Here is a 21,385-nt window from a genome sequence, read left to right as displayed (position 1 = left end):
CCGATCCCTGTGAACTTCCTGCGACCGGGAATTGGTGCTCGGCGGGGCGCCTTGAACCTGATCATGAGCGAAAAAGTGTGGTTCATCACCGGTGCATCGAGAGGCTTCGGCCGTGAGTGGGCAATCGCCGCCCTCGACCGGGGCGACAAGGTGGCCGCCACGGCCCGCGACACCGCGACGCTGGCCGACCTGGCCGACAAGTACGGCGACGCACTCCTGCCGCTCCGGTTGGACGTCACCGACCGCGAGGCGGACTTCGCCGCGGTCAAGCAGGCGCACGACCACTTCGGCCGGCTGGACGTCGTCGTCAACAATGCCGGCTACGGACAGTTCGGCTTCATCGAGGAACTGTCGGAGGCCGACGCCCGCGATCAGATCGAGACGAACGTCTTCGGTGCCCTGTGGGTCACCCAGGCCGCGCTTCCCTACCTGCGCGCCCAGGGCAGCGGGCACATCATCCAGGTGTCCTCGATCGGTGGTATCACCGCATTCCCCCTGGTCGGGATGTACCACGCGTCGAAGTGGGCGCTGGAAGGGTTCTCGCAGTCGCTGGCCCAGGAGGTCGCACCCTTCGGTGTGCATGTGACGCTGATCGAGCCGGGCGGGTTCTCCACCGACTGGGCCGGATCCTCGGCCAGACACGCTGCCCCGCTTGCCGATTACGACGAGGCCCGCGCCGCCGCGCAGCGCGCCCGCCAGCAGCGCAGCTCCAAGCCCGGTGACCCCAAGGCCTCCGCAGACGCGGTGCTCAAGATCGTCGACGCCGAAAACCCGCCGCTACGGGTGTTCTTCGGTGAGCTGCCCCTGCAGCTGGCCAAGGCCGACTATGAGGGCCGGCTGGCGACATGGGAGCAGTGGCAGCCGGTGTCGGTCCTGGCGCAGGGCTGATTTTCAGCGCGCGTTTTCCTCCACGGACCGTTTCGCCCGGCGGTGGCCGGGGAAGCCTGTGAACATGCCGGAGAGCGTCACACAGAAGTTGATCGGTTCGCATCTCGTCTCAGGGTCCATGACACCCGGAGAGGAGATCGCCATCCACATCGACCAGACGCTGACCCAGGACGCGACCGGAACCCTGGTGATGCAGGAGCTCGAGGCGCTCGGTCTCGATAGGGCCCGCACCGAGGTCAGTGTGCAGTACGTCGATCACAACTTGCTGCAGACCGACGAGAAGAACGCCGAGGACCACGAGTATCTGCGCACCGCGGCGCAGCATTTCGGGCTGTGGTTCTCCAAACCCGGCAACGGGGTCTCCCACCCGACACACATGCAGCGGTTCGGCATACCGGGCAAGACGATGGTGGGTTCGGACTCCCACACACCGGCGGCCGGCTCGTTGGGGATGCTGGCGATCGGTGTCGGCGGGCTCGAGGTGGCGCTGGCCATCGCCGGTGAACCCCTGCACCTGCGGGCACCGCAGGTATGGGGTATCCGGCTGGAAGGTGAGCTACCCCAATGGTGTTCGGCCAAGGACGTCATCCTGGAGATGCTCCGGCGCCATGACGTCAAGGGCGGCGTCAACCGCATCATGGAGTATTACGGCCCGGGACTGGCGGGCCTGACCGCCATGGATCGGCACGTGATCGCCAACATGGGCGCCGAGCTCGGCGCGACCACCACCGTCTTCCCCAGCGACGACGCGGTGCGCGAATTCCTCCGCAGCGAGGATCGCGGCGACGACTGGATCGAACTCGTCGCCGACGACGGTGCCGAATATGACATCGATGAGGTTGTCGACCTTTCACAGCTGGAGCCGCTGATCGCCAAGCCGTCGTCCCCCGGCAACGTGGTCCCGGTGTCCGAAGTCGCCGGCGAACCCGTCGCTCAGGTGATCATCGGCTCCAGCGCCAACCCCGGCTTGCGGGACTTCGCGATCGCCGCGGCCATGGTGCACGGCCGGCAGACCTCGCCCGATGTCAGCTTCGACGTCAACCCGACCTCGCGCGAGATTCTCACCGACCTGACGCGCATGGGCGCCACGACCGAGCTCGTCATCAACGGGGCCCGTATCCACCAGGCCGGCTGCATGGGCTGCATCGGCATGGGCCAGGCCCCTGCCACCGGCCGCAACTCGCTCCGCACCATGCCCCGCAACTTCCCCGGCCGGTCCGGCACCCGGGAAGATTCGGTGTGGCTGTGTTCACCGGAAACCGCTGCGGCATCGGCGATCACAGGCGTCATCACCGATCCACGACAATGGGCTGCAGACAACGGCATCGAGTACCCCACGCTGGATCTGCCCACGCACTCCAGCGTCAACACCGCCATGCTGGTCGCCCCGTCCACGCCCGAGCAGGCGCTGGCCGTCGACGTCATCAAAGGCCCCAACATCTCCAGCCTGCCCGAGCTGACACCATTGCCCGACGAGATCGCGGCGCCGGTCCTGCTCAAGGTCGGCGACAACATCTCCACCGACGAGATCTCACCGGCGGGTGCGCGCGCCCTGCCGTTCCGGTCGAACATCCCCAAGCTGGCCATGTTCAGCTTCACCCAGATCGACGAAACCTACCCGGACCGGGCACAGTCCGCCGACGACGGCCACATCATCGTCGGCGGAGAGAACTACGGCCAGGGCTCGTCGCGCGAGCACGCCGCGATTGCGCCCCGCTATCTCGGGCTGAGGGTGGTGATCGCCAAGTCCTTCGCCCGCATCCACTGGCAGAATCTCGCCAATTTCGGTGTGCTGGCACTGGAATTCGTCGAGCCCACCGACTATGACACGGTGGCGCAGGACGATGTACTCCACCTCACCGACCTCCGCCAGGCATTGGCCGACAGCCTTCCGATCACGGTCACCAACACCACGCGGGGCACGACTTTCGGGGTGCGCCATCGCCTTTCACCGAGGCAGATCCAGCATGTGCTGGCCGGTGGCCTGATCCCGTGGCTGGCCGCTCAGCGCTAGCTTTTCCTCACGAGCAGACACATATGTACCCGACACGCCATGGTTTTGGGTACATATGTGTCTGCTCGCGAGGAGAAAGTCAGGCGGCGCGCAACTGACGCAGGCCCTGCACGTCCTCGTAGTGCCCGATCAGCTCGTCGCAGATGGCCGGCCAGGTGCGGCCGAGCACACTGCGCCGGGCTGCCACCGAATAACGCGGCCGCTCGGCGATCAGATGCTCGACAGCCGCAGGCAGCGCCGACTCGAATTCGTCTACCGGAAGCAACAATCCGGTGCGGTACGGCGCCACCAGATCCCGGGGCCCGCCGGCGTCGGGCGCGACCACAGGCAGACCTGACGCCATCGCCTCCTGCACCGCCTGGCAGAACGTCTCATGCTCGCCGGGATGGACGAACACGTCCATGCTGGCGTAGGCCGCGGCCAGTTCCGGCCCGTGCAGCTCGCCGGTGAAAACCGCGGTGGGCAAAGCGGTTTGGAGTTTTTCCCGGTCCACCCCGGCACCGACCACCACAAGCTGCAAGTCGTCGCGGCCGGCCAGCGCAGCCAGCCGTTCCACGTGCTTCTCCGGGGCCAGCCGGCCGACGAACCCGACGATCGGCCTGCCGTCGGCCGACCACGACGCCCGCAACGCCTCATCGCGGGCCGACGGGGCGAACCCGGTGATGTCCACTCCGCGTCCCCACTTGAATACGCGGGGAATCCGGTGGGCCTCCAGGTTTTCCATCGCCGAGGTGGACGGGGCCAGAGTGCGGTCGGCCTTGCTGTGCAGGCGACGGGTCCAGGCCCACGACGCCCGCGACAGGACGCCGACCCCGTAGCTCTCGGCGAAGCCGGCGACATCGGTCTGGAACACGGCCACCGTCGGCACGCCCAGGTAGCGTGCGGCGTGCACGCCACCCCAGCCGAGGAGTGCGGGCGAAGCGAGGTGCACGACGTCAGGGTCGAAACCGCGCAGCACATTCACCATCCGGGGCCGCGGCACGCCCAGCGGCAGCGAGGTCACCTTGGGAAACATCCGCGAAGGCACCCGGTGCACACGGACACCGTCATGCACACGTTCGGCCGGCGGCTGACCCCGCGGGGTGTCCGGGGCGATGACAAGAACCTCATGGCCGGTGCGGCGGAGATGCTCGATCACCCGAAGCACCGAGTTGGTGACGCCGTTGACATTCGGGAGGAAGGACTCTGCAACGATCGCAACGCGCACCCCTCGATGCTCCCAGCGGCACCTGTCCCCTAGGTAGCGTCCGGGGATACGACACGCTAAAACCTGATGCCCGGGTCTAGGGTTGGCGAATGCGATTCCCGCGCGTTGCTGCAGCGATGCTGGCCGTGGTGGCATTGTCCGTTGCCGGGGCAACCGCCGGTTGCACTCGGCTGGTCGACGGCACCGCGCAGGCCAACGGCAACAAGCCCGGCAGCGAGATCACCGACGACGGCTGGGGTGTCCAGATCGGCTTTCCGGATGCGTCTGCCCGGATCGAGTTTTTCACCGAACCGCAGTGCCCGGCCTGCGCCCACCTGCAACACGAGTTCGGCGATGCCCTGGCCGCCGCCATCGGCCAGGGCCAGCTGGCCGTGACCTACCGGCCGCTGACCTTCCTGGACGGGTCGAGCACCGAGTACTCAGCCCACGTCGCCAACGCCCTGTTCCTGGCCGCCGGGCCCGGCACCACCGGGACGGCATTCCAGGCATTCGTGCAGGACCTCTGGGGTCACCAGGAGCCCGAGGGTTCACCCGGCCCGACCGACGACGCAATCGCGGCGATGGCCTCCGAGAGCGGGGTCGGCGACGAGCAGACCAACAAGATCGCAGCCAGTGCGCAGGCCGTCGACTCCGAGCAACTCAACGAGGCCAACGCCGAACTGCTCAGCGAAACGCAGGACTCGGTGTCCACGCCGACGATCTACGATCTCGTCGGCGAAGAGGTCGTCGACACCAGCGACCCCGACTGGCTGGCCAAACTGCTCGCTACGCCAAGGAGTTGACGTTTCCGGCGCCGGTTGAGCGGGGCCGTCGCTGCAGGAAGGCCAGCAGAGCCAGCGCCGCAGCCGCCACCAGCCAGCCCACCACCGCGATCGATCCGGCCGGGATGATCGCCAACGACGCATCGCGGTCACGCACCCGGACCAGGTCCGGATTGTTCTTGTCGTACTCGACATAGATCCGCATCCCCGTGTCGAGCTCGGAGGGATACAGCACCCCCAGCTCGGGGCGGTAGGTCACCCGGTCCGGCGTGACGAACTCGATGGTCGAGCGCCGCGGCCCGGCGCTGAGCACCTCGGCCGCAGCCACCCCCATGTTCCGCTCGATCTGCTGGTCGTTGCGCCAGGCGCCCATCACCAGCAGCGAAGACTGCAACGTGACCAGGCAGGCGGCGATCACCACGCCGATCCGCACCCGCCGGATGATCCGCTGCGAGCGCGTCTCCCCCGGTTCGCCGTACAGGTGTGGGATCAGTGGCTGCACCATCGCCCGGAAGCGCGCCGCGATCAGCGCGGGACTCACAGGGCCGCCTTGATCGACGCGTGCAGGGCACGCAGCGACGACCGGTCGGCCTTCACCTCCAGTACCCGCATACCGTCGAAGGGTTCGTCCAGCGCCGCGCCGAGCGCATCGGCCTCAACCTGGCCGAACTCGACGTGGTAGGCCCGGCACAGCGCGGCGATGTCGACATCGTGCGGCGTGCCGAAGATCCGCGACGACACGTCGGAGAACCGCGGATCGCCCTGCTCCAGCAGCTCGAAGATGCCGCCGCCGTTGTCGTTGGACACCACGATCGTCAGGTTGCGCGGCGTCGGCTCGGTGGGCCCGATCAACAGCCCTGAGCTGTCGTGGACGAAGGTCAGATCCCCGATCAGCGCGACGGTCCGACGCGGCCCGTTCCCGTCACCCTCCCGATCGTGAGCCAGCGCCGCGCCGATCGCCGTCGACACCGTGCCGTCGATACCGGCCACACCGCGGTTGGACCGCACCTTGATGCCCTCGGCATTCAGCCCGACCAGCGCCGCGTCGCGCACCGGGTTGGATGCCCCGAGCACCAGCTGATCCCCGGGGCGCAGTGCGCCGGCGACCACCGCGGCCACGTGTAGACCCGTGGTCAGCGGATGCGCCGCCAGTTGTTGGCGCACCGCCGCCACCGCGTGCCGATTGACCTCTGCGCAGCGGTTCAGCCAGGCCGGGTCCGGGGTGCCGGTGGTCACCGCCCGGGTACCGGTGGCCATCGAGTTGCCGGATACATCGGGCCAGCGCGGACCCGTGGTCAGTGCATAGACCGGCACCGCCGGGTCGGCCAGCAGCGCCGAGACCGGCCGGTGCAGGGTGGGCCGCCCCAGCATGATGACCTGCTTGGGATGCACGAGGCGCAGCGCCAGCGGGTGCAGCGGGTTCTGGGGCAGCGGTGCGGTGGGCTCGGCCACCGTCGGCAGCCCGGCCAGGTTGGGGTGCACTCCGGCGCCGTGCCCGGCGATCACCACGGTGTCCGGGGTGAGGTCGATCTCCAGCGGCTGATCAAACGTCACCGCCGGGGTGTACGTCCACGGTTTGCCGTCCGGGCGGCCTTCCGACCAGCGCTCGCGCGAGGAGCCGACAAGCCCGGGGGACGACGCGTCCCCGTGCGCACTGTCGGGAACCAGCGGCTCGCGCAGCGGGATGTCGAACTGCACCGGGCCCGCGTTGGCGGTGCGTGAACCGGTAGCCGCCGCCAGCACCCGGCAGGTCGCCGATCGCCACTGGGCGTTGAGGGAATCAAGCTGTTCCGGGCGGTCTTCTGCCAGGCCGAGACTGACGTTGGCACGCACCTGGGTACCGAAATACCCCAGCTGTTCAAAGGTCTGATTGGCGCCGGTGCCCAACATTTCATAGGGCCGGTTGGCGCTCAGCACGATCAGCGGCACCCGGGCGTAGTTGGCCTCCACGACCGCGGGGCCGAGATTCGCCACCGCGGTACCCGAGGTCATCGCGATGCAAACAGGGGACCGTTCGTCTGTGCCTCCCCCGAACGCCAAGCCGATCGCCAGGTAACCGGCGGTGCGCTCGTCGATACGGACGTGCAGACGGATGCGGCCGGCCCGGTCGGCATCGGACAGCGCGAACGCCAGCGGGGCGTTGCGCGAGCCCGGGCACAGCACGACATCGCGGACACCGCCGCGGATGAGTTCGTCGACGACTACGCGCGCCTGTGCCGTCGATGGGTTCACCACACCACCTTATTCTTCAGTACTGCCCGGTCTGCCCGGCCTGCCCCGCGAGAAACTCGAGCAGTGCGGCGTTGACCTCGTCGGGCTTCTCGATGAAGCCGAGGTGGCCCGTGTCGGGGATCTCCAGGTAGCGGGCGGTGGGAATCGCATCGGCCACCTCACGGCCCAGATGCGGAGGCAGCACCACATCATCGGCGAACCCCATGACGAGCACCGGAGCGGTGATGGCCTGGTACGCCGGCAGCCGGTTGCCCACCGGACCGGCGTCGGACTGTGCCGCGAGACCGGGAGTCTGCTTGGTGGGCCACATGGTGAACATCTCGCTCCAGTCGCGCACCAGCACGTCGTTGTTGAGCGTCTTCGGCGAGAAACTCTCCATCATCCGGAGCTTGGCGTCGAACGTCGGCGGCAGCTGCACGCCCGAGGCCGCAAGGTCACGCTCGGCAGTACGGAAGAACTCACGCGCCCGGTCGTGGCGGCCGCGGGTGGCCATCAACACCGCGGATCGCACCAGCTCCGGGCGGGCCAACATCAGTTCCTGCGCGATGAACGAACCCATCGACACACCCACGATGTGCGCCGGAGCCGCCCCGAGCTTCTCGATCAGCTCGGCGGTGTCGGCCACCATCTGCTCGGTACCGAACCCCTGGGCGTTCTCGGTCGCCCCGACCCCGCGGTTGTCGAAGGTGATGACGCGGTAGCCGGCCCGCTGCAGCGCTGGGACCTGGTGCAGGTGCCAGGTGCGGCCGGCACCTCCGCGACCGGCGATGAACAGCACCGGATCGCCCTTGCCTCGCTCCTCATATGCCAGATTCACCCGGCCGACGGTACTCGATCGCCGCCTGAGCGCTCACGCGCTGCAGCTGTCTGAGCGCTCACGCGCTGCGCAGCGAACGGACCTTGCGGATCGCCTGGTCCCACGCCAACAACACACTCGCCTTGAGCGGCTCGGGCTTGATCATGTCCTTGCCCAGCAGGGCGGTCGCGCCGGCCTTCGTCGTGCCCGAAGCCTTCGACATGTGCCCCGAATCGAACGGCGGCTGCGGGTCGTATTCGATCATCAACTGGATGGCCTTGGCTTTGGCTTCTCCGCCGATCTGACCGGCCAGCCACAAACCCAGATCGATACCCGCCGACACCCCTGCCGCGGTGATGACGTCATCTTCCTGCACGATGCGCTCATCGCCAACCGGTGTGACGCCGAACATCTTCAGACTCGGCAACACCGACCAGTGCGAGGTGGCCCGCTTCCCGTCGAGCAGGCCCGCTGCGGCCAGCACCACTGAACCCGAGCACACCGACGCCATCCAGGTGGTCCCCGGATACACCTGACGCAGCCAGTCGAGCACCTTTTCGTCGCGGGCCGCCATGGTGGTGCCCGGTCCGCCGGGCACCAGAACCACGTCGGGCGAGAGGGTTTCGTCGAAACTGTGGGTGGCCCCCACCACCAGCACACCGGAGTCGGCGGTGATCGGGCCGGGCTCGTGCCAGACGAACCGCACGTCCGCGTCGGGCAGGTTACGCAGCACCTCGTAGGGTCCGATGAAATCGAGGGCGGTGAAGCTGGGATACAACACGATTGCGAACTGCATGGTTATTCCTTTCACGCGAAGGTCTTGCGGTACTGGTCAGGTGAAATTCCAAGGCGCCGAACGAAGTTGCGCCGCATTGTTTCGGCGGTACCGAACCCGCAGCGAGCGGCGATGACGGTGACGGTGTCGTCGGATTCCTCGAGTTGACGCCGCGCGGCGTCGGTGCGGATCCGTTCCACGTAGGCGCCGGGCGCCTCCCCGACCTCGTCGGTGAACACCCTGGTGAAATGCCGTGGACTCATCGCCGCGCGCCGGGCCAGATCGGAAATACTATGTGCCCCACCGGGTTCTACCTCGATGAATTCCTGGACCGCGCGGATCGGGGCGCGTTTGGCCCGTGGCATCCACACCGGCGCGGCGAACTGTGTCTGACCGCCGGGCCGGCGCAGGTAGAGCACCAGGTACCGGGCCACCGTCTGGGCGAGATCGGTGCCGTAATCGTCCTCGACCAAGGACAACGCCAAGTCGATGCCGGCGGTTACCCCGGCCGCGGTCCAGACCCGGTCGGAGCTTCTGACGAAGATCGGATCGGGATCGACTGCCACCTCGGGGAACTCGTCGGCCATCCGGCGCGCCGAGGACCAGTGGGTGGTGGCGGTGCATCCGTCGAGCAGTCCGGCCTGCGCGGCCAGGAACGCGCCGGTGCAGACACTGACGACACGGCGGGCGTGGCTCGCGGCGACGCTGATCCAGTCGATGACCGCCGGGTTGGCCCGGGCGGCATCGGCGCCGATCCCACCCGGGATGACGATGGTGTCGATCGGACCGTGGGGGTCAGGCAGTGGTGCGGCGACGAATTCCAAACCGGTGAGGGTGCTGACAGGCCGGCCGTCCACCGAGGTCACCGTGACGGCATAGCCATCGGGTTGGCCCAGACCGGCCAGGGCCAGCGTGGCGGTGGAGAACACGTCGAAGGGCCCCACCAGGTCCAGGGCCTGCACGCCGGCATAGCCCAGGATCACCACCGATCGCGTCACGTCTTCAGTGTTCGCGACGTCGGCGATGGCGTCTACGCCACGTACCCCACAAATCAGGACATCAGCTGGCATCCGGAGTTCTAGAGTTTCTTGATCCCGCGCACCACCCGGTAGAACGACGGCACCGTCGCCACGCCGCGCCGCAGACCGCGCTGCATCAGGCCACCATTGATCAGCACCAGGTGTCGCACCCCGCAGTCCCGCCATTCGGCGACCCGGTCCAGGATCTCGTCGGGCGTGCCGATCAGCCCCATGTCCCGCATCAGGTCAGGCGTGATGCCCTTGATGTGCGAGAGCGCGGTCTGCTCGTCCCAATCCTGGGGCAGGATGTCCTGACCTCCGGAGAAACCCACTCCCAACGGATGCTCTGCGCCCCGCCGCGCGAAGTACTCATCGGATGCACTGAGGCAACCCGCGCGCATCACTTCGGATTCCAGGGCATCGTCGACTGATGCCGAGCGGTAATCGCGCGAGGCGGTTTCGCGCGGCGAGTTTCCCCAGCATCGTCCACGGTTCCATGCAGGCGTCGACTGACGGAACCAGCTTCGCTGCAGCGCAGTACTTCTCCTGCCACAATGCGCGGGGAAAGATCGCGTTCAGATGATCGGGCACCCAGAAGGAGTCGACCCGGGCGCCCACGGCCGAGAGATAGTTGGCCTGGGTGAAGGTGTCCGCCGCCGGCCTGCTCGCGGTGATGAGGTCCAGTAGGCCGATCTGCAACCCGCCCATGGGGTTCAGAGCTTCTTGAGCTTGCGGATCACCTGGCTGAACAGCAGCTGCGACGCCAGCCCCTTGCGCAGACTGCGCTGCAGCGGACCCATGTTGACCACCACCAGATGCCGGACACCGCAATCGCGCCACTCCGCCGCCCGTTCGACGATCTCGGCCGGCGTCCCGCTGAAGTACATCTCCTGCAGCAGCGACCGCGGAATCGACTTGATGTAGGACAGCGCAGTCTGCTCGTCCCAGTCTTGGGGCAGGATGTCCTGCGCGCCCGAGAAGCCGACACCGAGCGGATGTTGTGCCCCGTGGCGGGCATAGAAATCGTCGGTGGCGATCAACGCACCCGCTTTGACGACCTCGGATTCCAGCGCCTCGTCGACGTCGGCGCGGTTGCGCCCCGGCACCACCATGCACCACAACGCAGGTGTGATGGCCATCGGATCACGCCCGGCATCGGAGGCCGCCGACCGCACGACTTCGAGACGCTGTGCGTATTCCTGCGGCGCATGCGGGAACGCTGGGAAGAACCCATCGGCATACCGACCCGTCGCCCGCAGCATCCGCGGTCCGTGCGCGGCGATCCAGATCTCCGGCCAACGGCCCCGATAGGTCGGCAGGTCGAAGATCGCGTTCCGCAGCGGGAAGTACGGCGAATCACGGTTCACCAGTTCACCATTCGATTCCCACAGTGCCCTGATCGTGGCCATAGCCTCCTCGAACCGGGCCACGGGTTTCGTCCACTCCACGCCGTAGGGTTCGTTGCCCTCGCGTTCCCCGGTGCCGATTCCGAGGATGAATTTGCCTTTCGTGAGCAGGTTCATCGTGGCCGCGGCCTGCGCGGTGACGGCCGGGTTGCGCCGTCCGGTGTCGGTCACCGAAACACCCAACCTGAGCCGGGCGATCCGGTTGCGGGCGGCCAGATTACCCAGCATCGTCCACGGCTCCAGGTAAGCATCGGCCGAGGGAAGCAACTTCGCACCACCGCAGAACTGCGGCTGCCACAGCGTGCGCGGGAACAGCGCGTTGAGGTGGTCGGGCACCCAGAACGAGTCCACGCCCCCGGCGACCGCGCTCAGATAGCTGGCCCTGGTGAAGGTGTCAATCGCCGGACGTGAGGCGATCGTAGGGTCCATGATGCCGACGCGAAATCGAGTCATCCAGCGAGTCTCGAACGCCTGGACCGGTTTGCTTAGAGTAGTGACCTACTCCAATATCAGTGGGTAGCACTCCCGTACCCGATCGATCCACCATTGCCGACGCTCCGGCGTCGCTGCCAACGCGGACAGCCGGGCGGGGTCCGGCACCACGTTCCCGACGGGCAGGTACCCGTCGACCGGCGCCGACACGTCTGCCACGTCCTCCACGAAGAATCCGCCCGTACCCAGCCCGCAGGCGTGGTGCAGCGAGGGCAGTGCCGCGGCCGCCAACAGTCCGCGCGCGATACCCACCGCGGAATCCAGGGCGCTGGACACCACGACCGGGATGTCGATCTGCGCGGCGATGTCGAGCATGCGTGACACCCCGCCCAGCGGCGCCACCTTGAGCACTGCGACGTCGGCCGCGCGGGCCCGCACCACCCGGAGCGGATCGGATGCCTTGCGGATCGACTCGTCAGCGGCGATCGGCACCGACACCTGCCGGCGCAGTGCGGCCAACTCGTCGACCGTCGCACATGGCTGCTCCAGGTATTCGAGCGGTCCGTCAGCAGTCAGCGCCGCGGCGGCAGCGACGGCCTCCGGCACCGTCCAGCCGCCATTGGCATCCACCCGCACCACCGGAATCTGCGCGCGCACGGCGTTGACCCGCGCGACGTCGTCAGCCAGCGTCTGCCCCGGTTCGGCGACCTTGACCTTGGCCGTCCGCGCGCCGGGGAAACGCGCCAGCACGTCGGGCACCTGGGCGGCCGGGACCGCGGGCACCGTGGCGTTGATCGGGACACGATCGCGCTGCACCGCCGGCGCCGGCAGGTACGCCGCCTCGATCCCGGCGGCGAGCCAGGCCGCGGCCTCCGGCGGCGCGTATTCGAGGAACGCGCCGAACTCACCCCAACCGACCGGGCCGTCGATCAGCGCGACCTCACGAACGGTGATGCCGCGGAAGCGAACCCGCATCGGCAGGGCCACCACGTGAAGGCGCTGCAGGAGGTCGTCCAATGCCGGCGCCGCGTCCATCACGCCGTCAATGATGCCCAACCCGGTCAGGCAGCGCCCAACGTCCGCTGAATGTCGGGCTTCATCTGGTTCAGCTGCGCGCCCCAGTAACCCCAGGTGTGGGTGCCGGTGGGCGGGAAGTTGAACACCGCGTTGTTCCCGCCCGCGGCGACGTACTGGTCGCGGAAATTGAAGTTGCTCTGCAGGGCCGTATTTTCGAGGAAGGTCGAGGCGACGTCATTGCCGCCCAACTCCCCGGGTGTCCCCGAGCCGCAGTAGACCCAGATGCGGGTGTGGTTCGCGGCCAACCGCCCCACCTGCAGCGTCGGATCGTTGCGTGCCCACGCCGGATCACCGGGCGGTCCCCACATGGCCGCTGCCGAGAAGCCGCCGGCGTCACCCATCGCCAGCCCGATCAGCCCGGGCCACGGGCCGGCCGACGGATTCAGGAACGCCGACAACGACGCCGCGTACCGGAACTGCTGCGGGTAGTAGGCGGCCAGGATCAGTGCCGAGCTGCCCGACATCGACAGTCCGACCACCGCATTGCCCGAGGTGGACACCCGCTTGTTGGCCGCCAGCCACTGCGGTAACTCGCTGGTCAGAAACGTCTCCCACTTGTAGGTCTGCGTGCCGCCGTTGCCCGCCGCCGGCTGGTACCAGTCGCTGTAGAAGCTCGACATGCCACCGACCGGCATGACCACTGACAGCCCAGATTGGTAGAACCACTCGAAGGCTGGGGTCTCGATGTCCCAACCGTTGGCATCATCACGGGCCCGCAGTCCGTCCAAGAGGTAGACGGCGTGCGACCCGCCCGCCCTGGATGTCGGCGCCGGAGCGCCTCCGTCCTGGAACTGGATCTTGATGTCGCGACCCATCGACGCTGAGGGCACCGACAAGGTTTCGACCGGTAGACCGGCTCTTGACCAGGCAGTTGCCGTCGGCGGTGGTCCGAGTAGGCCGGCGGTCGCCGCCAACATCAGGGCCGCGGCGATCACCAATCCGCGGGAAATTCTCGGCAATCCGAGCGCATCTGCCATGTCCGCACCCCACATCTCCGCGCACACATATGGGGTCGAAAATACTCCGCTCAAATCGGGAAATGAAGGGCCGCCGGTGGCCGATTGCTACACCGTGGCGCGGTCGCGGCCCTCCCAGTACGGCTTGCGCAGATCCTTCTTGAGGATCTTTCCCGTGGGATTGCGCGGCAACTCATCGACGATGTCGACCGACTTCGGGCATTTGTAGGCAGCCAGATGTTCGCGCGCGAACGCGATCAGGTCCGGCTCGGAGGCCTCGCCTTCCAGTGTCACAACGGCTTTCACCGACTCACCCCATTTTTCGTCGGGCACTCCGATCACCGCGACGTCGACGACAGCGGGGTGTTCGGCCAGCACGCGCTCGACCTCGATCGAGTAGATGTTCTCTCCGCCGGAGATGATCATGTCCTTGAGGCGGTCTTCGACGAAGATGTACCCGCCGTCGTCGACGCGGCCGATGTCACCGGTGCGGAACCAGCCCTCAGGCGTGATCGACTCCGCCGTGGCCTCCGGCCGGTTCAGATATCCCTTCATCAATTGTGGTGAGCGGAACCACAATTCACCCTGCTCACCGATGGGTACCTCGGCGCCGGTGTCAGGGTCGACCACCCTGACCTCGGCCCCGGGCACCACGGTGCCCGCACTCATCAAGCGCGCTTCACTGGCCGCACGGTGGTCGTCGGGCCCGAGCCGGCTGATCGCGCCCGCCACCTCTGTCAACCCGTACACCTGGATGAACTCTGTCTCAGGCCAGGCCTGTAGCGCAGAACGCAACAGCGGCAAGGGCATCGGCGATGCGCCGTAGGCGAACGTCTTCAACGCACCGAAGAGCTTCACCGCATCCTCGCCGGTGTCGAACACCTTGGACAGCACGGCGGGCACGAGGAAGGTCCGATTGGCCCCGGCCAGAATCCCGCCGGCCAACGCCATGCCGTCGACGTCACGCGTCATGTACGTCGGCGCCCCGTGATACAGACCCCACTGCATGTAGGACGACCCGCCGACGTGGAACAGCGGCATGGCCACCAGACTCTTGTCTCCCTCGGAGAGCGACCAGCCCTCGAAGGCATTGAGGGTGTGGGCGATGACGTTGGAGTGGGTGAGCGCAATGCCTTTGGGCCGACCGGTGGTGCCCGAGGAGTACATGATGATGCACGTGTCGTCGGGCTGAACATCGGCCGAGCGACCGACGGGCGACGCACCGGCGAGCAGCGTCTCGTACTCGTCGCCGTCACCGCCCTCGGGCGTCACCGTCACGACGTGCTCGACGGACGAAAGGCGATCGGCGATCGCGTCGATACCCGGGCGAAGCTCCTCACCGACAACCAGCACCTTGGCCCCGCAGTCGTTGAGCACATAATCCAACTCGTCGGCGGCGAGCCGGAAGTTGATGATGGCGTTGGCCGCACCGAGCGACGCCGCCGCGAGCGTCAGCTCCACACACGCCACATGGTTCTTGTCGAGGAATGCCACCACATCGCCACGCCCCACGCCCCACGCACTCAACGCGCCGGCCAGCCGCTGGACCCGGTCGTACCACTGCGACCAGGTCCAGGTGCGGCTCAGATAGGTGACCGCCTCCTCGTCAGGTTTCGTGGCCGCCCAGTGGGCGACGCGTTCGTCGAGAAACTGCGGAGCCGGCAAATCTGACATGCCCCGAGCGTGCCACGGCGCGCGGGCGGTCAACCGGCTTTCGGGTAAACCTGCCGGCCCGCCAGGAATGTGGCCCGTACTTCCAGGTCGGCAATGCCCTCCGGGGCCGTTTTGCGCGGGTCGGCCGAGACGATCACGAGGTCGGCGTACTTGCCCACCTCGAGCGATCCGATCACGTTGTCGGCGAACAACTGCCACGCCGCATCGATGGTCTGCGCCCGGATCCCCTGCTCGACGGTGAGCCGCTCCTCGGGCGCCAGGACGCGCCCGCTCGGTGCGGTCCGCGTGACGGCCACGCTGATGTTGCGCAGCGGTTCCTCCGGGGTGACCGGCGGATCGTTGTGCAGCGAGATTCGCATGCCCGTGGCGACGGCCGAGCCGGCAGGCATCCAGCGTCCGCCGTGCTCGGGGCCGAAGAGCCCGTCGACGAGGATGTCGCCCCAGTAGTGCAGGTGGTCGACGAACAGGCTGCACGTGACCCCCAGCGCGTGCGCACGCTGCAACTGCTCGGGCGTGATGGCGCCGACGTGTTCCAGACGCAGCCGGTGATCTTTTCGTGGCCAGCGCTCCAGCGCCTCCTGGTAGACGTCGAGGATGGTGTCCACCCCGGCATCGCCGTGCACGTGACAGGCCAGCTGCCAGCCCTGCGGAAAGAACGTGCCGACGATCTCGGCGAGCTGCTCTTTCGTGTAGTTGGCGTGCCCACAGGAACCGGGCACCACGCCGATGGTCCGGGTGGCGTCGGTATCCAGATACGGGAATGTCAGGTCGATGTTGCCGATCCACGGGGACCCGTCGACCCAGATCTTGATGCCGACCTGGCGCACGATGTCGTCACCCTCGGATGGGCTGGCGTCGGTGTGCAGCGCCGCCGTGGACATCTCGTACGTGCGCAACCGCACCGTCAACTGATCGTGCAACTGCGCCAGCAACGGCCGGAACATCGGGTCGAACGCCATCTCCGAACACGTGGTGAGCCCGGCACGGTTCAGCCGTGCGCATTCGGCGGCCAACATGGCCGGATAGTCGCTCACCGAGATGGCATCGCCCAGCAGCGGGAACACCGCTCCGGTCTCCTCGGCCGTGCCGTCGAGATTGCCTCCGGCATCGCGGCCGTACTTGGCCCCCTTGGGGTCCGGGGTGTCTCTGGTGAGTCCCGCGCGGCGGGCCGCGGCGCTGTTGAAGAAGGCTTTGTGGCCTGAGTTGTGCACGATCACCAACGGCGTCTCGGACGCGATGCCGTCCAGCCACGCCAGGGTGGGATCGGGCAAACCGCGCTGCAGCAACGGATCCCAGCCGTTCAGAAATGCACCGTCGGCCCCGCGTTCGGCGACCTCGGCAGCTATCGCCTCGAGCACCGCGCCCGCATCCGGCAGGGTCACCGGGCGGATGTCGACGATGCGGCCGGACAACGCCACCGCCTCCATCAACGGATGACCGTGCGCCTCAACGAAACCCGGCATGACACAGCCGTCGACCTCGCGGACGTCGGTGTGCTCCCCCACCCAGCCTGCCACGTCGGCCCGGGATCCGACGGCGACGATCCGCCCGCCGGACACTGCGAGCGCCTCGGCAGTGGGTTGCGTGTCGTCGACCGTGAGGATGGTGCCGTAGAGAACGAGATCCGCGGACTCGGTCGGGCTGGTCATGCTCGGATGCTAGAGGGTGGTGACGTTTGCCCGGGTACGTCCCCAGAAATCCGTGACACCGCGGATGGAGAACATTTCAAAAAGTTTTTCGGGCCGTGTCGATTCCGTGGGGGTGCCGTTCGACGTACTAACGAGGGCACGATAGACGAGCCCCTTCCCGACGTCAGAAGGAGACACACAATGTCGCGCTACATGCTGATCATGCGGTCCACCCCCGAGGCCGAGACCGCGATGGCCGAGCAGAACATCGACTTCGACGAGATCATCGCGTCGATGGGCCGCTACAACGAGGAGCTCATCAAGGCCGGTGTGCTGCTGGCCGGAGAGGGTCTGACCGACCCCGAGGAAGGCTTCGTCGTCGATTTCAACGCCGATCCCCCGGTGGTCACCGACGGTCCGTACACCGAGGCCAAAGAACTGTTCAACGGGTTCTGGATCCTCGATGTGTCCTCCAAGGAGGAGGCCAAGCAGTGGGCACGGAAATGCCCCCTGGGATGCGGGGTGAAACTGGAGGTCCGTCGCGTCAGCGAAACCGACGAGTTCCCGCAGGACAACGAGTGGGTTCAAAAAGAGATCCAGTGGAAGGCCGACCTGGCCGAGAAGCTGGCTCAACAGGCCCGCGACGCTGCCAACCGCTGATCCGGGCACAAGCCCCGGCGGTCCCTAACCCGCCGGGGCTTGGCTCCGCCCCCCACATCTGAAACATTAAGCAGCGCGAACTGCGTGGATGCGAGTACCGCACTACCTGTATTTCGGTCCGCGACGACCTCGTGTTACGCCCACATCGGGGGATCGGCTCCACACTTTCTGGAACACGTTCTAATCTGGACCCCATGAGTGATGCGCTGCTGCACCATCCCATCCATTCCGGCCATCTCACGGTCGGTGCGCTCAAACGCAACAAAGACAAGCCCGTGCTGTTCCTCGGCGACACCACACTGACCGGTGGCGAGCTCGCGGAACGCATCAGCCAGTACATACAGGCCTTCGAAGCGCTCGGCGCGGGCGCAGGCGAAGGCGTCGGCCTGCTCTCGCTGAACCGGCCCGAAGTGCTGATGATCATCGGCGCGGGTCAGACCCAGGGCTACCGCCGCACCGCACTACACCCTCTCGGTTCGCTGGACGACCACGCCTACGTGCTGGCCGACGCCGAGGTGACGACCCTCATCATCGATCCGACACCCGCGTTCGTGGAGCGGGCCGTCGGATTGCTGGAGAAGGTGCCGTCGCTCCGCCAGGTGCTGACCATCGGCCCGGTGCCGCCCGCCCTGGAGGGCGTGGCGACCGATCTGATCGCCGAGGCCGCCAAGTACTCCCCCGTGCCGCTCGTCGCCGCCGAACTCGATCCCGACCACATCGGCGGGCTCACCTACACCGGCGGCACCACCGGCAAGCCCAAGGGCGTGATGGGCACGGTGCGCTCGATCAACACCATGACCACCATCCAGCTCGCCGAGTGGGAGTGGCCGGAGAACCCGCGCTTCCTGATGTGCACCCCGCTCTCGCACGCCGGTGCGGCATTCTTCGTGCCGACGATCGTCAAGGGTGGCGAGATGATCGTGCTGCCCAAGTTCGACCCGGCCGAGGTGCTGCGGGTCATCGAGGAGCGTCGCATCACCGCGACCATGCTGGTGCCGTCGATGATCTACGCGCTGATGGACCACCCGGATTCCCACACCCGCGACCTGTCGTCGCTGGAGACCGTGTACTACGGCGCCTCGGCGATGAATCCGGTGCGGCTGGCCGAGGCACTCAAGCGCTTCGGCCCGATCTTCGCGCAGTACTACGGCCAGTCCGAGGCACCGATGGTGATCTCGTACCTGGGCAAGAAGGACCACGACGAGAAGCGACTGACCTCCTGCGGCCGGCCCACCCTGTTCGCGCGGACGGCGCTGTTGGATGCCGACGGCAAGCCTGTTGCGCAGGGCGAGGTCGGTGAGATCTGCGTGTCCGGGCCGTTGCTGGCCGGCGGTTACTGGAAGCTGCCCGACGCCACGTCGGAGACCTTCAAGGACGGCTGGTTGCACACCGGCGACATGGCCCGCGAGGACGAGGACGGCTACTGGTTCATCGTCGACCGGGTCAAGGACATGATCGTCACCGGCGGGTTCAACGTGTTCCCCCGCGAGGTGGAAGACGTTGTGGCCGAACATCCTTCGGTGGCCCAGGTATGCGTGATCGGCACCCCCGACGAGAAGTGGGGCGAAGCGGTGACCGCGGTGATCGTGCTGCGGCCCGACGCCGCGACCGACGACGAGGCAGTCGCCAAGGTGACCGCCGAGATCCAGGCCGCGGTCAAGGACCGCAAGGGCTCGGTGCAATCGCCCAAGCAGGTGATCGTGGTGGATTCGGTTCCGGTGACCGCACTGGGCAAGCCCGACAAGAAGGCCGTGCGGGCCCAGTTCTGGGAGGGCGCTGCCCGCTCGATCGGCTGACGTTTCCTGCGCCAGTTTCCTGCGCGAGCAGACGTAAACCTGCCCTGAATTCACGGATTCAGGGCAGGTTTGCGTCTGCTCGGCAGAATGGGTGGGGTGCCCACCACCTCTGCCGACATGCAGAAGACGCTCGACGCGGTGTGGCGGATGGAGGCCGCCAAGATCCTGGCCACGCTGACGCGCACGGTCGGGGACGTCGCTCTGGCAGAGGACCTGGCCTCCGAAGCCCTGCTCGACGCGCTCACGCAATGGCCGCAGACCGGCGTACCGCGCAATCCCGGCGCCTGGCTGACCACCGTGGCCAAACGCAAGGCCATCGATCACTGGCGGCGCGCGGAGAACCTCGACGCCAAGTACGCCGTGCTGGCCCGCGATCTGGCCGAACACGCCGAGGAAACCTGGGATCCCGACCGCATCGACGATGACGTCCTGCGGCTGATCTTCATCGCCGCCCACCCGGTCCTGTCTCGTGAGGCCCAGATCGCGCTGACGCTGCGCATGGTCGGCGGATTGAACACCGACGAGATCGCCCGGGCCTTCCTGATCTCGACCGCCACCGCGGCGGCCCGCATCACCCGCGCCAAAAAGACGCTGGCTCAGGCCAATCCGCCGTTCGAGGTGCCGCCCCGCGACGAGTACCCGAAGCGACTGTCGGCGGTGTTGTCGGTCATCTATCTGATCTACAACGAGGGTTACTCAGCCTCCGTCGGGCAACGCTGGATCCGCGACGAGCTATGCACCGAAGCCTTGCGCTTGGGGCGGGTACTGGTCGCGCTGGTACCCGATGAACCAGAGGTCCACGGCCTGGTGGCGCTCATGGAATTCCAGTCCTCGCGCTTTGCGGCCCGCACCGACGCCGAGGGCCGGCCCATCCTGTTGGAAGACCAGAACCGGGCCCGCTGGGACCGTGCGCAGATCCAACGCGGTGTCGCCGCTCTTGAGCGCGCCAGTGCCGCACGGCAGCAACGGGGTTGGGGCCCATATGCGCTACAGGCCGCGCTCGCCGAATGCCACGCCGTTGCTCCGAGGGCCGCCGATACGGACTGGGCTCGCATCGTCGCCCTCTATGACGCTCTGCTGCAGATCGCGCCCTCCCCCGTGGTGCAGCTCAACCGCGCTGTCGCCATCGCCATGCTCTCCGGCCCACAGGAGGCACTGGCAATCGTCGACGGTATCGAGGGCCTGGACGGCTCCTACCTACTGCCCAGTGTGCGCGGCGAGCTCCTGTCCCGACTGGACCGACGCGTTGAGGCGGCCAAAGAATTCGAGGCGGCCGCCGCACTGGCCGACAACGAGCGGGAACGTGAGGTCTTGACAGACAAGGCAACCCGCGAACGCGGCTGATATCCGCCACCGTCGTGGCACGATGGCGGGCATGGTGTCGGCCGTGTTGTTCGACTTCTCCGGGACGCTGTTCCGCCTCGAGGAACAGGACAGCTGGTTCGCCGGGATGGCCGTCGACGAACGCGAGGTCGACGGGCACGTGCAGGCCGAACTGATGCGCCGGCTCACCGCCCCGACCGGGCGCTCCGTGACGATGACCGACGAGCAGTACCGGGCCTGGGCCAACCGTGACCTGGCACCGCACCTGCACCGTGAGGCGTATCTGCACGTGCTGCGGGAATCCGGTTTGGCCGACCACCACGCCGAATCGCTGTACAACCGGGTGATCGATCCGGCCAGTTGGACGGCCTACCCGGACACTGCCTCGGTGTTGAAAAACCTGAAGGGACAAGGAATTCGGACCGCCATTGTGTCCAATATCGCCTTCGACGTACGGCCGGCCTTCACCGCGATCGGTGCGGCCGAGTACGTCGACGAGTTCGTGCTGTCCTTCGAAGTGGGCGCGGTCAAACCCGACCCTGCGATTTTCACCACTGCGCTGCAACGCCTCGGCGTGGCCGCTCGGGATGCGCTGATGGTCGGCGACAGCGAGGAGGCCGACGGCGGCGCCCGTGCGGTGGGCTGCCGGTTCGCGCTGGTCGATCCGCTGCCGACCGCCGAGCGGCCCGACGGGCTGATCACGGCCCTGCGGGATGTCGGTATTCGCGCCTAATGTGAAAG

20 protein-coding genes are annotated in these 21,385 nt (G+C 67.3%); 7 read left to right on the top strand and 13 right to left on the bottom strand.

The window, feature by feature from the left end:
* Positions 1-63 precede the first annotated feature (63 nt).
* Both ACZYZF_RS08955 and ACZYZF_RS08950 read left to right on the top strand, forming a co-directional pair.
* On the top strand, positions 64-888 hold the full coding sequence (locus tag ACZYZF_RS08955; protein WP_463835338.1) for an SDR family oxidoreductase: 825 nt from the start codon (positions 64-66) through the stop codon (positions 886-888).
* 64 nt (positions 889-952) lie between these two features.
* Positions 953-2,902: an aconitate hydratase gene (locus ACZYZF_RS08950; RefSeq protein WP_463835337.1), complete on the top strand. Its 1,950-nt coding sequence runs from the start codon at positions 953-955 to the stop codon at positions 2,900-2,902.
* A gap of 79 nt (positions 2,903-2,981) precedes the next feature.
* Here the strand turns inward: ACZYZF_RS08950 and ACZYZF_RS08945 are convergent, their stop codons facing one another.
* Complete coding sequence (locus tag ACZYZF_RS08945; protein ID WP_463835336.1) at positions 2,982-4,109, bottom strand: glycosyltransferase family 4 protein; 1,128 nt, start codon at positions 4,107-4,109, stop codon at positions 2,982-2,984.
* Positions 4,110-4,198: 89 nt separating this feature from the next.
* Between ACZYZF_RS08945 and ACZYZF_RS08940 the strand changes: the two genes are divergently transcribed.
* Entirely contained in the window at positions 4,199-4,891 is a 693-nt protein-coding gene (locus ACZYZF_RS08940; RefSeq protein WP_463835335.1) for a DsbA family protein, read from the top strand.
* Here ACZYZF_RS08940 and ACZYZF_RS08935 read toward each other — a convergent pair.
* From ACZYZF_RS08935 to ACZYZF_RS08880, 12 genes are all read right to left on the bottom strand, one after another.
* Positions 4,875-5,375: a DUF3592 domain-containing protein gene (locus ACZYZF_RS08935; protein WP_463745315.1), complete on the bottom strand. Its 501-nt coding sequence runs from the start codon at positions 5,373-5,375 to the stop codon at positions 4,875-4,877. The genes ACZYZF_RS08940 and ACZYZF_RS08935 overlap by 17 nt on opposite strands.
* Before the next feature lie 32 nt (positions 5,376-5,407).
* Positions 5,408-7,102 (bottom strand): 2-succinyl-5-enolpyruvyl-6-hydroxy-3-cyclohexene-1-carboxylic-acid synthase, encoded by a 1,695-nt coding sequence (gene menD, locus ACZYZF_RS08930; protein WP_463745214.1) that lies wholly within the window; start codon positions 7,100-7,102, stop codon positions 5,408-5,410.
* A 16-nt stretch (positions 7,103-7,118) separates the two neighbouring features.
* A complete protein-coding gene (locus ACZYZF_RS08925) occupies positions 7,119-7,919 on the bottom strand; it encodes an alpha/beta fold hydrolase (protein WP_463835334.1) in 801 nt (266 codons plus the stop codon).
* 58 nt (positions 7,920-7,977) lie between these two features.
* Entirely contained in the window at positions 7,978-8,694 is a 717-nt protein-coding gene (locus ACZYZF_RS08920) for a DJ-1/PfpI family protein (RefSeq protein ID WP_463745216.1), read from the bottom strand.
* An 11-nt stretch (positions 8,695-8,705) separates the two neighbouring features.
* A complete protein-coding gene (locus ACZYZF_RS08915; protein ID WP_463835858.1) occupies positions 8,706-9,671 on the bottom strand; it encodes a GlxA family transcriptional regulator in 966 nt (321 codons plus the stop codon).
* Between the two features lie 80 nt (positions 9,672-9,751).
* Positions 9,752-10,024 carry a hypothetical protein gene (locus ACZYZF_RS08910; RefSeq protein WP_463835333.1) on the bottom strand — a complete coding sequence of 91 codons (273 nt, stop codon included), beginning with the start codon at positions 10,022-10,024 and terminating at the stop codon, positions 9,752-9,754.
* 37 nt (positions 10,025-10,061) lie between these two features.
* The gene (locus tag ACZYZF_RS08905; RefSeq protein ID WP_463745218.1) at positions 10,062-10,400 is read right to left on the bottom strand and encodes a hypothetical protein; all 339 of its coding nucleotides are present in this window, start codon (positions 10,398-10,400) and stop codon (positions 10,062-10,064) included.
* Positions 10,401-10,405: 5 nt separating this feature from the next.
* On the bottom strand, positions 10,406-11,551 hold the full coding sequence (locus tag ACZYZF_RS08900; protein ID WP_463745219.1) for an LLM class flavin-dependent oxidoreductase: 1,146 nt from the start codon (positions 11,549-11,551) through the stop codon (positions 10,406-10,408).
* A gap of 45 nt (positions 11,552-11,596) precedes the next feature.
* Positions 11,597-12,565 (bottom strand): o-succinylbenzoate synthase, encoded by a 969-nt coding sequence (locus ACZYZF_RS08895; protein ID WP_463745317.1) that lies wholly within the window; start codon positions 12,563-12,565, stop codon positions 11,597-11,599.
* Positions 12,566-12,591: 26 nt separating this feature from the next.
* Complete coding sequence (locus ACZYZF_RS08890) at positions 12,592-13,584, bottom strand: esterase family protein (protein WP_463745220.1); 993 nt, start codon at positions 13,582-13,584, stop codon at positions 12,592-12,594.
* An 87-nt stretch (positions 13,585-13,671) separates the two neighbouring features.
* Positions 13,672-15,237, bottom strand: a complete 1,566-nt coding sequence (locus tag ACZYZF_RS08885; protein ID WP_463835332.1) for a long-chain-fatty-acid--CoA ligase — start codon at positions 15,235-15,237, stop codon at positions 13,672-13,674.
* A 29-nt stretch (positions 15,238-15,266) separates the two neighbouring features.
* Positions 15,267-16,886, bottom strand: coding sequence for an amidohydrolase (locus ACZYZF_RS08880; protein ID WP_463745222.1), 1,620 nt, complete (start codon positions 16,884-16,886; stop codon positions 15,267-15,269).
* 180 nt (positions 16,887-17,066) lie between these two features.
* On the opposite strand from ACZYZF_RS08880, the gene ACZYZF_RS08875 reads away from it, so the two are divergent.
* The 4 genes from ACZYZF_RS08875 to ACZYZF_RS08860 all read left to right on the top strand — a co-directional run bounded on the left by ACZYZF_RS08875 (position 17,067) and on the right by ACZYZF_RS08860 (position 21,377).
* The gene (locus ACZYZF_RS08875; protein WP_463745223.1) at positions 17,067-17,525 is read left to right on the top strand and encodes a YciI family protein; all 459 of its coding nucleotides are present in this window, start codon (positions 17,067-17,069) and stop codon (positions 17,523-17,525) included.
* A 194-nt stretch (positions 17,526-17,719) separates the two neighbouring features.
* On the top strand, positions 17,720-19,321 hold the full coding sequence (fadD8, locus tag ACZYZF_RS08870) for a fatty-acid--CoA ligase FadD8 (protein ID WP_463745224.1): 1,602 nt from the start codon (positions 17,720-17,722) through the stop codon (positions 19,319-19,321).
* 87 nt (positions 19,322-19,408) lie between these two features.
* A complete protein-coding gene (locus ACZYZF_RS08865; protein ID WP_463835331.1) occupies positions 19,409-20,665 on the top strand; it encodes an RNA polymerase sigma factor in 1,257 nt (418 codons plus the stop codon).
* Positions 20,666-20,687: 22 nt separating this feature from the next.
* Positions 20,688-21,377, top strand: coding sequence for an HAD family hydrolase (locus tag ACZYZF_RS08860; protein ID WP_463745226.1), 690 nt, complete (start codon positions 20,688-20,690; stop codon positions 21,375-21,377).
* The last annotated feature ends 8 nt before the right edge of the window (positions 21,378-21,385 follow it).

The organism is Mycobacterium sp. IDUB_24 (assembly GCF_055419385.1).
This window is presented reverse-complemented; position numbering and strand designations above follow the sequence as displayed.

Coding starts and splice junctions, on each gene's coding strand:
- ACZYZF_RS08955 (WP_463835338.1), top strand. CDS start 64: ATGAGCGAAAAAGTGTGGTTCATCACCGGTGCATCGAGAGGCTTCGGC.
- ACZYZF_RS08950 (WP_463835337.1), top strand. CDS start 953: ATGCCGGAGAGCGTCACACAGAAGTTGATCGGTTCGCATCTCGTCTCA.
- ACZYZF_RS08940 (WP_463835335.1), top strand. CDS start 4,199: ATGCGATTCCCGCGCGTTGCTGCAGCGATGCTGGCCGTGGTGGCATTG.
- ACZYZF_RS08935 (WP_463745315.1), bottom strand. CDS start 5,375: ATGGTGCAGCCACTGATCCCACACCTGTACGGCGAACCGGGGGAGACG.
- ACZYZF_RS08920 (WP_463745216.1), bottom strand. CDS start 8,694: ATGCAGTTCGCAATCGTGTTGTATCCCAGCTTCACCGCCCTCGATTTC.
- ACZYZF_RS08905 (WP_463745218.1), bottom strand. CDS start 10,400: ATGGGCGGGTTGCAGATCGGCCTACTGGACCTCATCACCGCGAGCAGG.
- ACZYZF_RS08900 (WP_463745219.1), bottom strand. CDS start 11,551: ATGACTCGATTTCGCGTCGGCATCATGGACCCTACGATCGCCTCACGT.
- ACZYZF_RS08895 (WP_463745317.1), bottom strand. CDS start 12,565: ATGGACGCGGCGCCGGCATTGGACGACCTCCTGCAGCGCCTTCACGTG.
- ACZYZF_RS08890 (WP_463745220.1), bottom strand. CDS start 13,584: ATGGCAGATGCGCTCGGATTGCCGAGAATTTCCCGCGGATTGGTGATC.
- ACZYZF_RS08885 (WP_463835332.1), bottom strand. CDS start 15,237: ATGTCAGATTTGCCGGCTCCGCAGTTTCTCGACGAACGCGTCGCCCAC.
- ACZYZF_RS08880 (WP_463745222.1), bottom strand. CDS start 16,886: ATGACCAGCCCGACCGAGTCCGCGGATCTCGTTCTCTACGGCACCATC.
- ACZYZF_RS08875 (WP_463745223.1), top strand. CDS start 17,067: ATGTCGCGCTACATGCTGATCATGCGGTCCACCCCCGAGGCCGAGACC.
- fadD8 (WP_463745224.1), top strand. CDS start 17,720: ATGAGTGATGCGCTGCTGCACCATCCCATCCATTCCGGCCATCTCACG.
- ACZYZF_RS08865 (WP_463835331.1), top strand. CDS start 19,409: ATGGGTGGGGTGCCCACCACCTCTGCCGACATGCAGAAGACGCTCGAC.
- ACZYZF_RS08860 (WP_463745226.1), top strand. CDS start 20,688: ATGGCGGGCATGGTGTCGGCCGTGTTGTTCGACTTCTCCGGGACGCTG.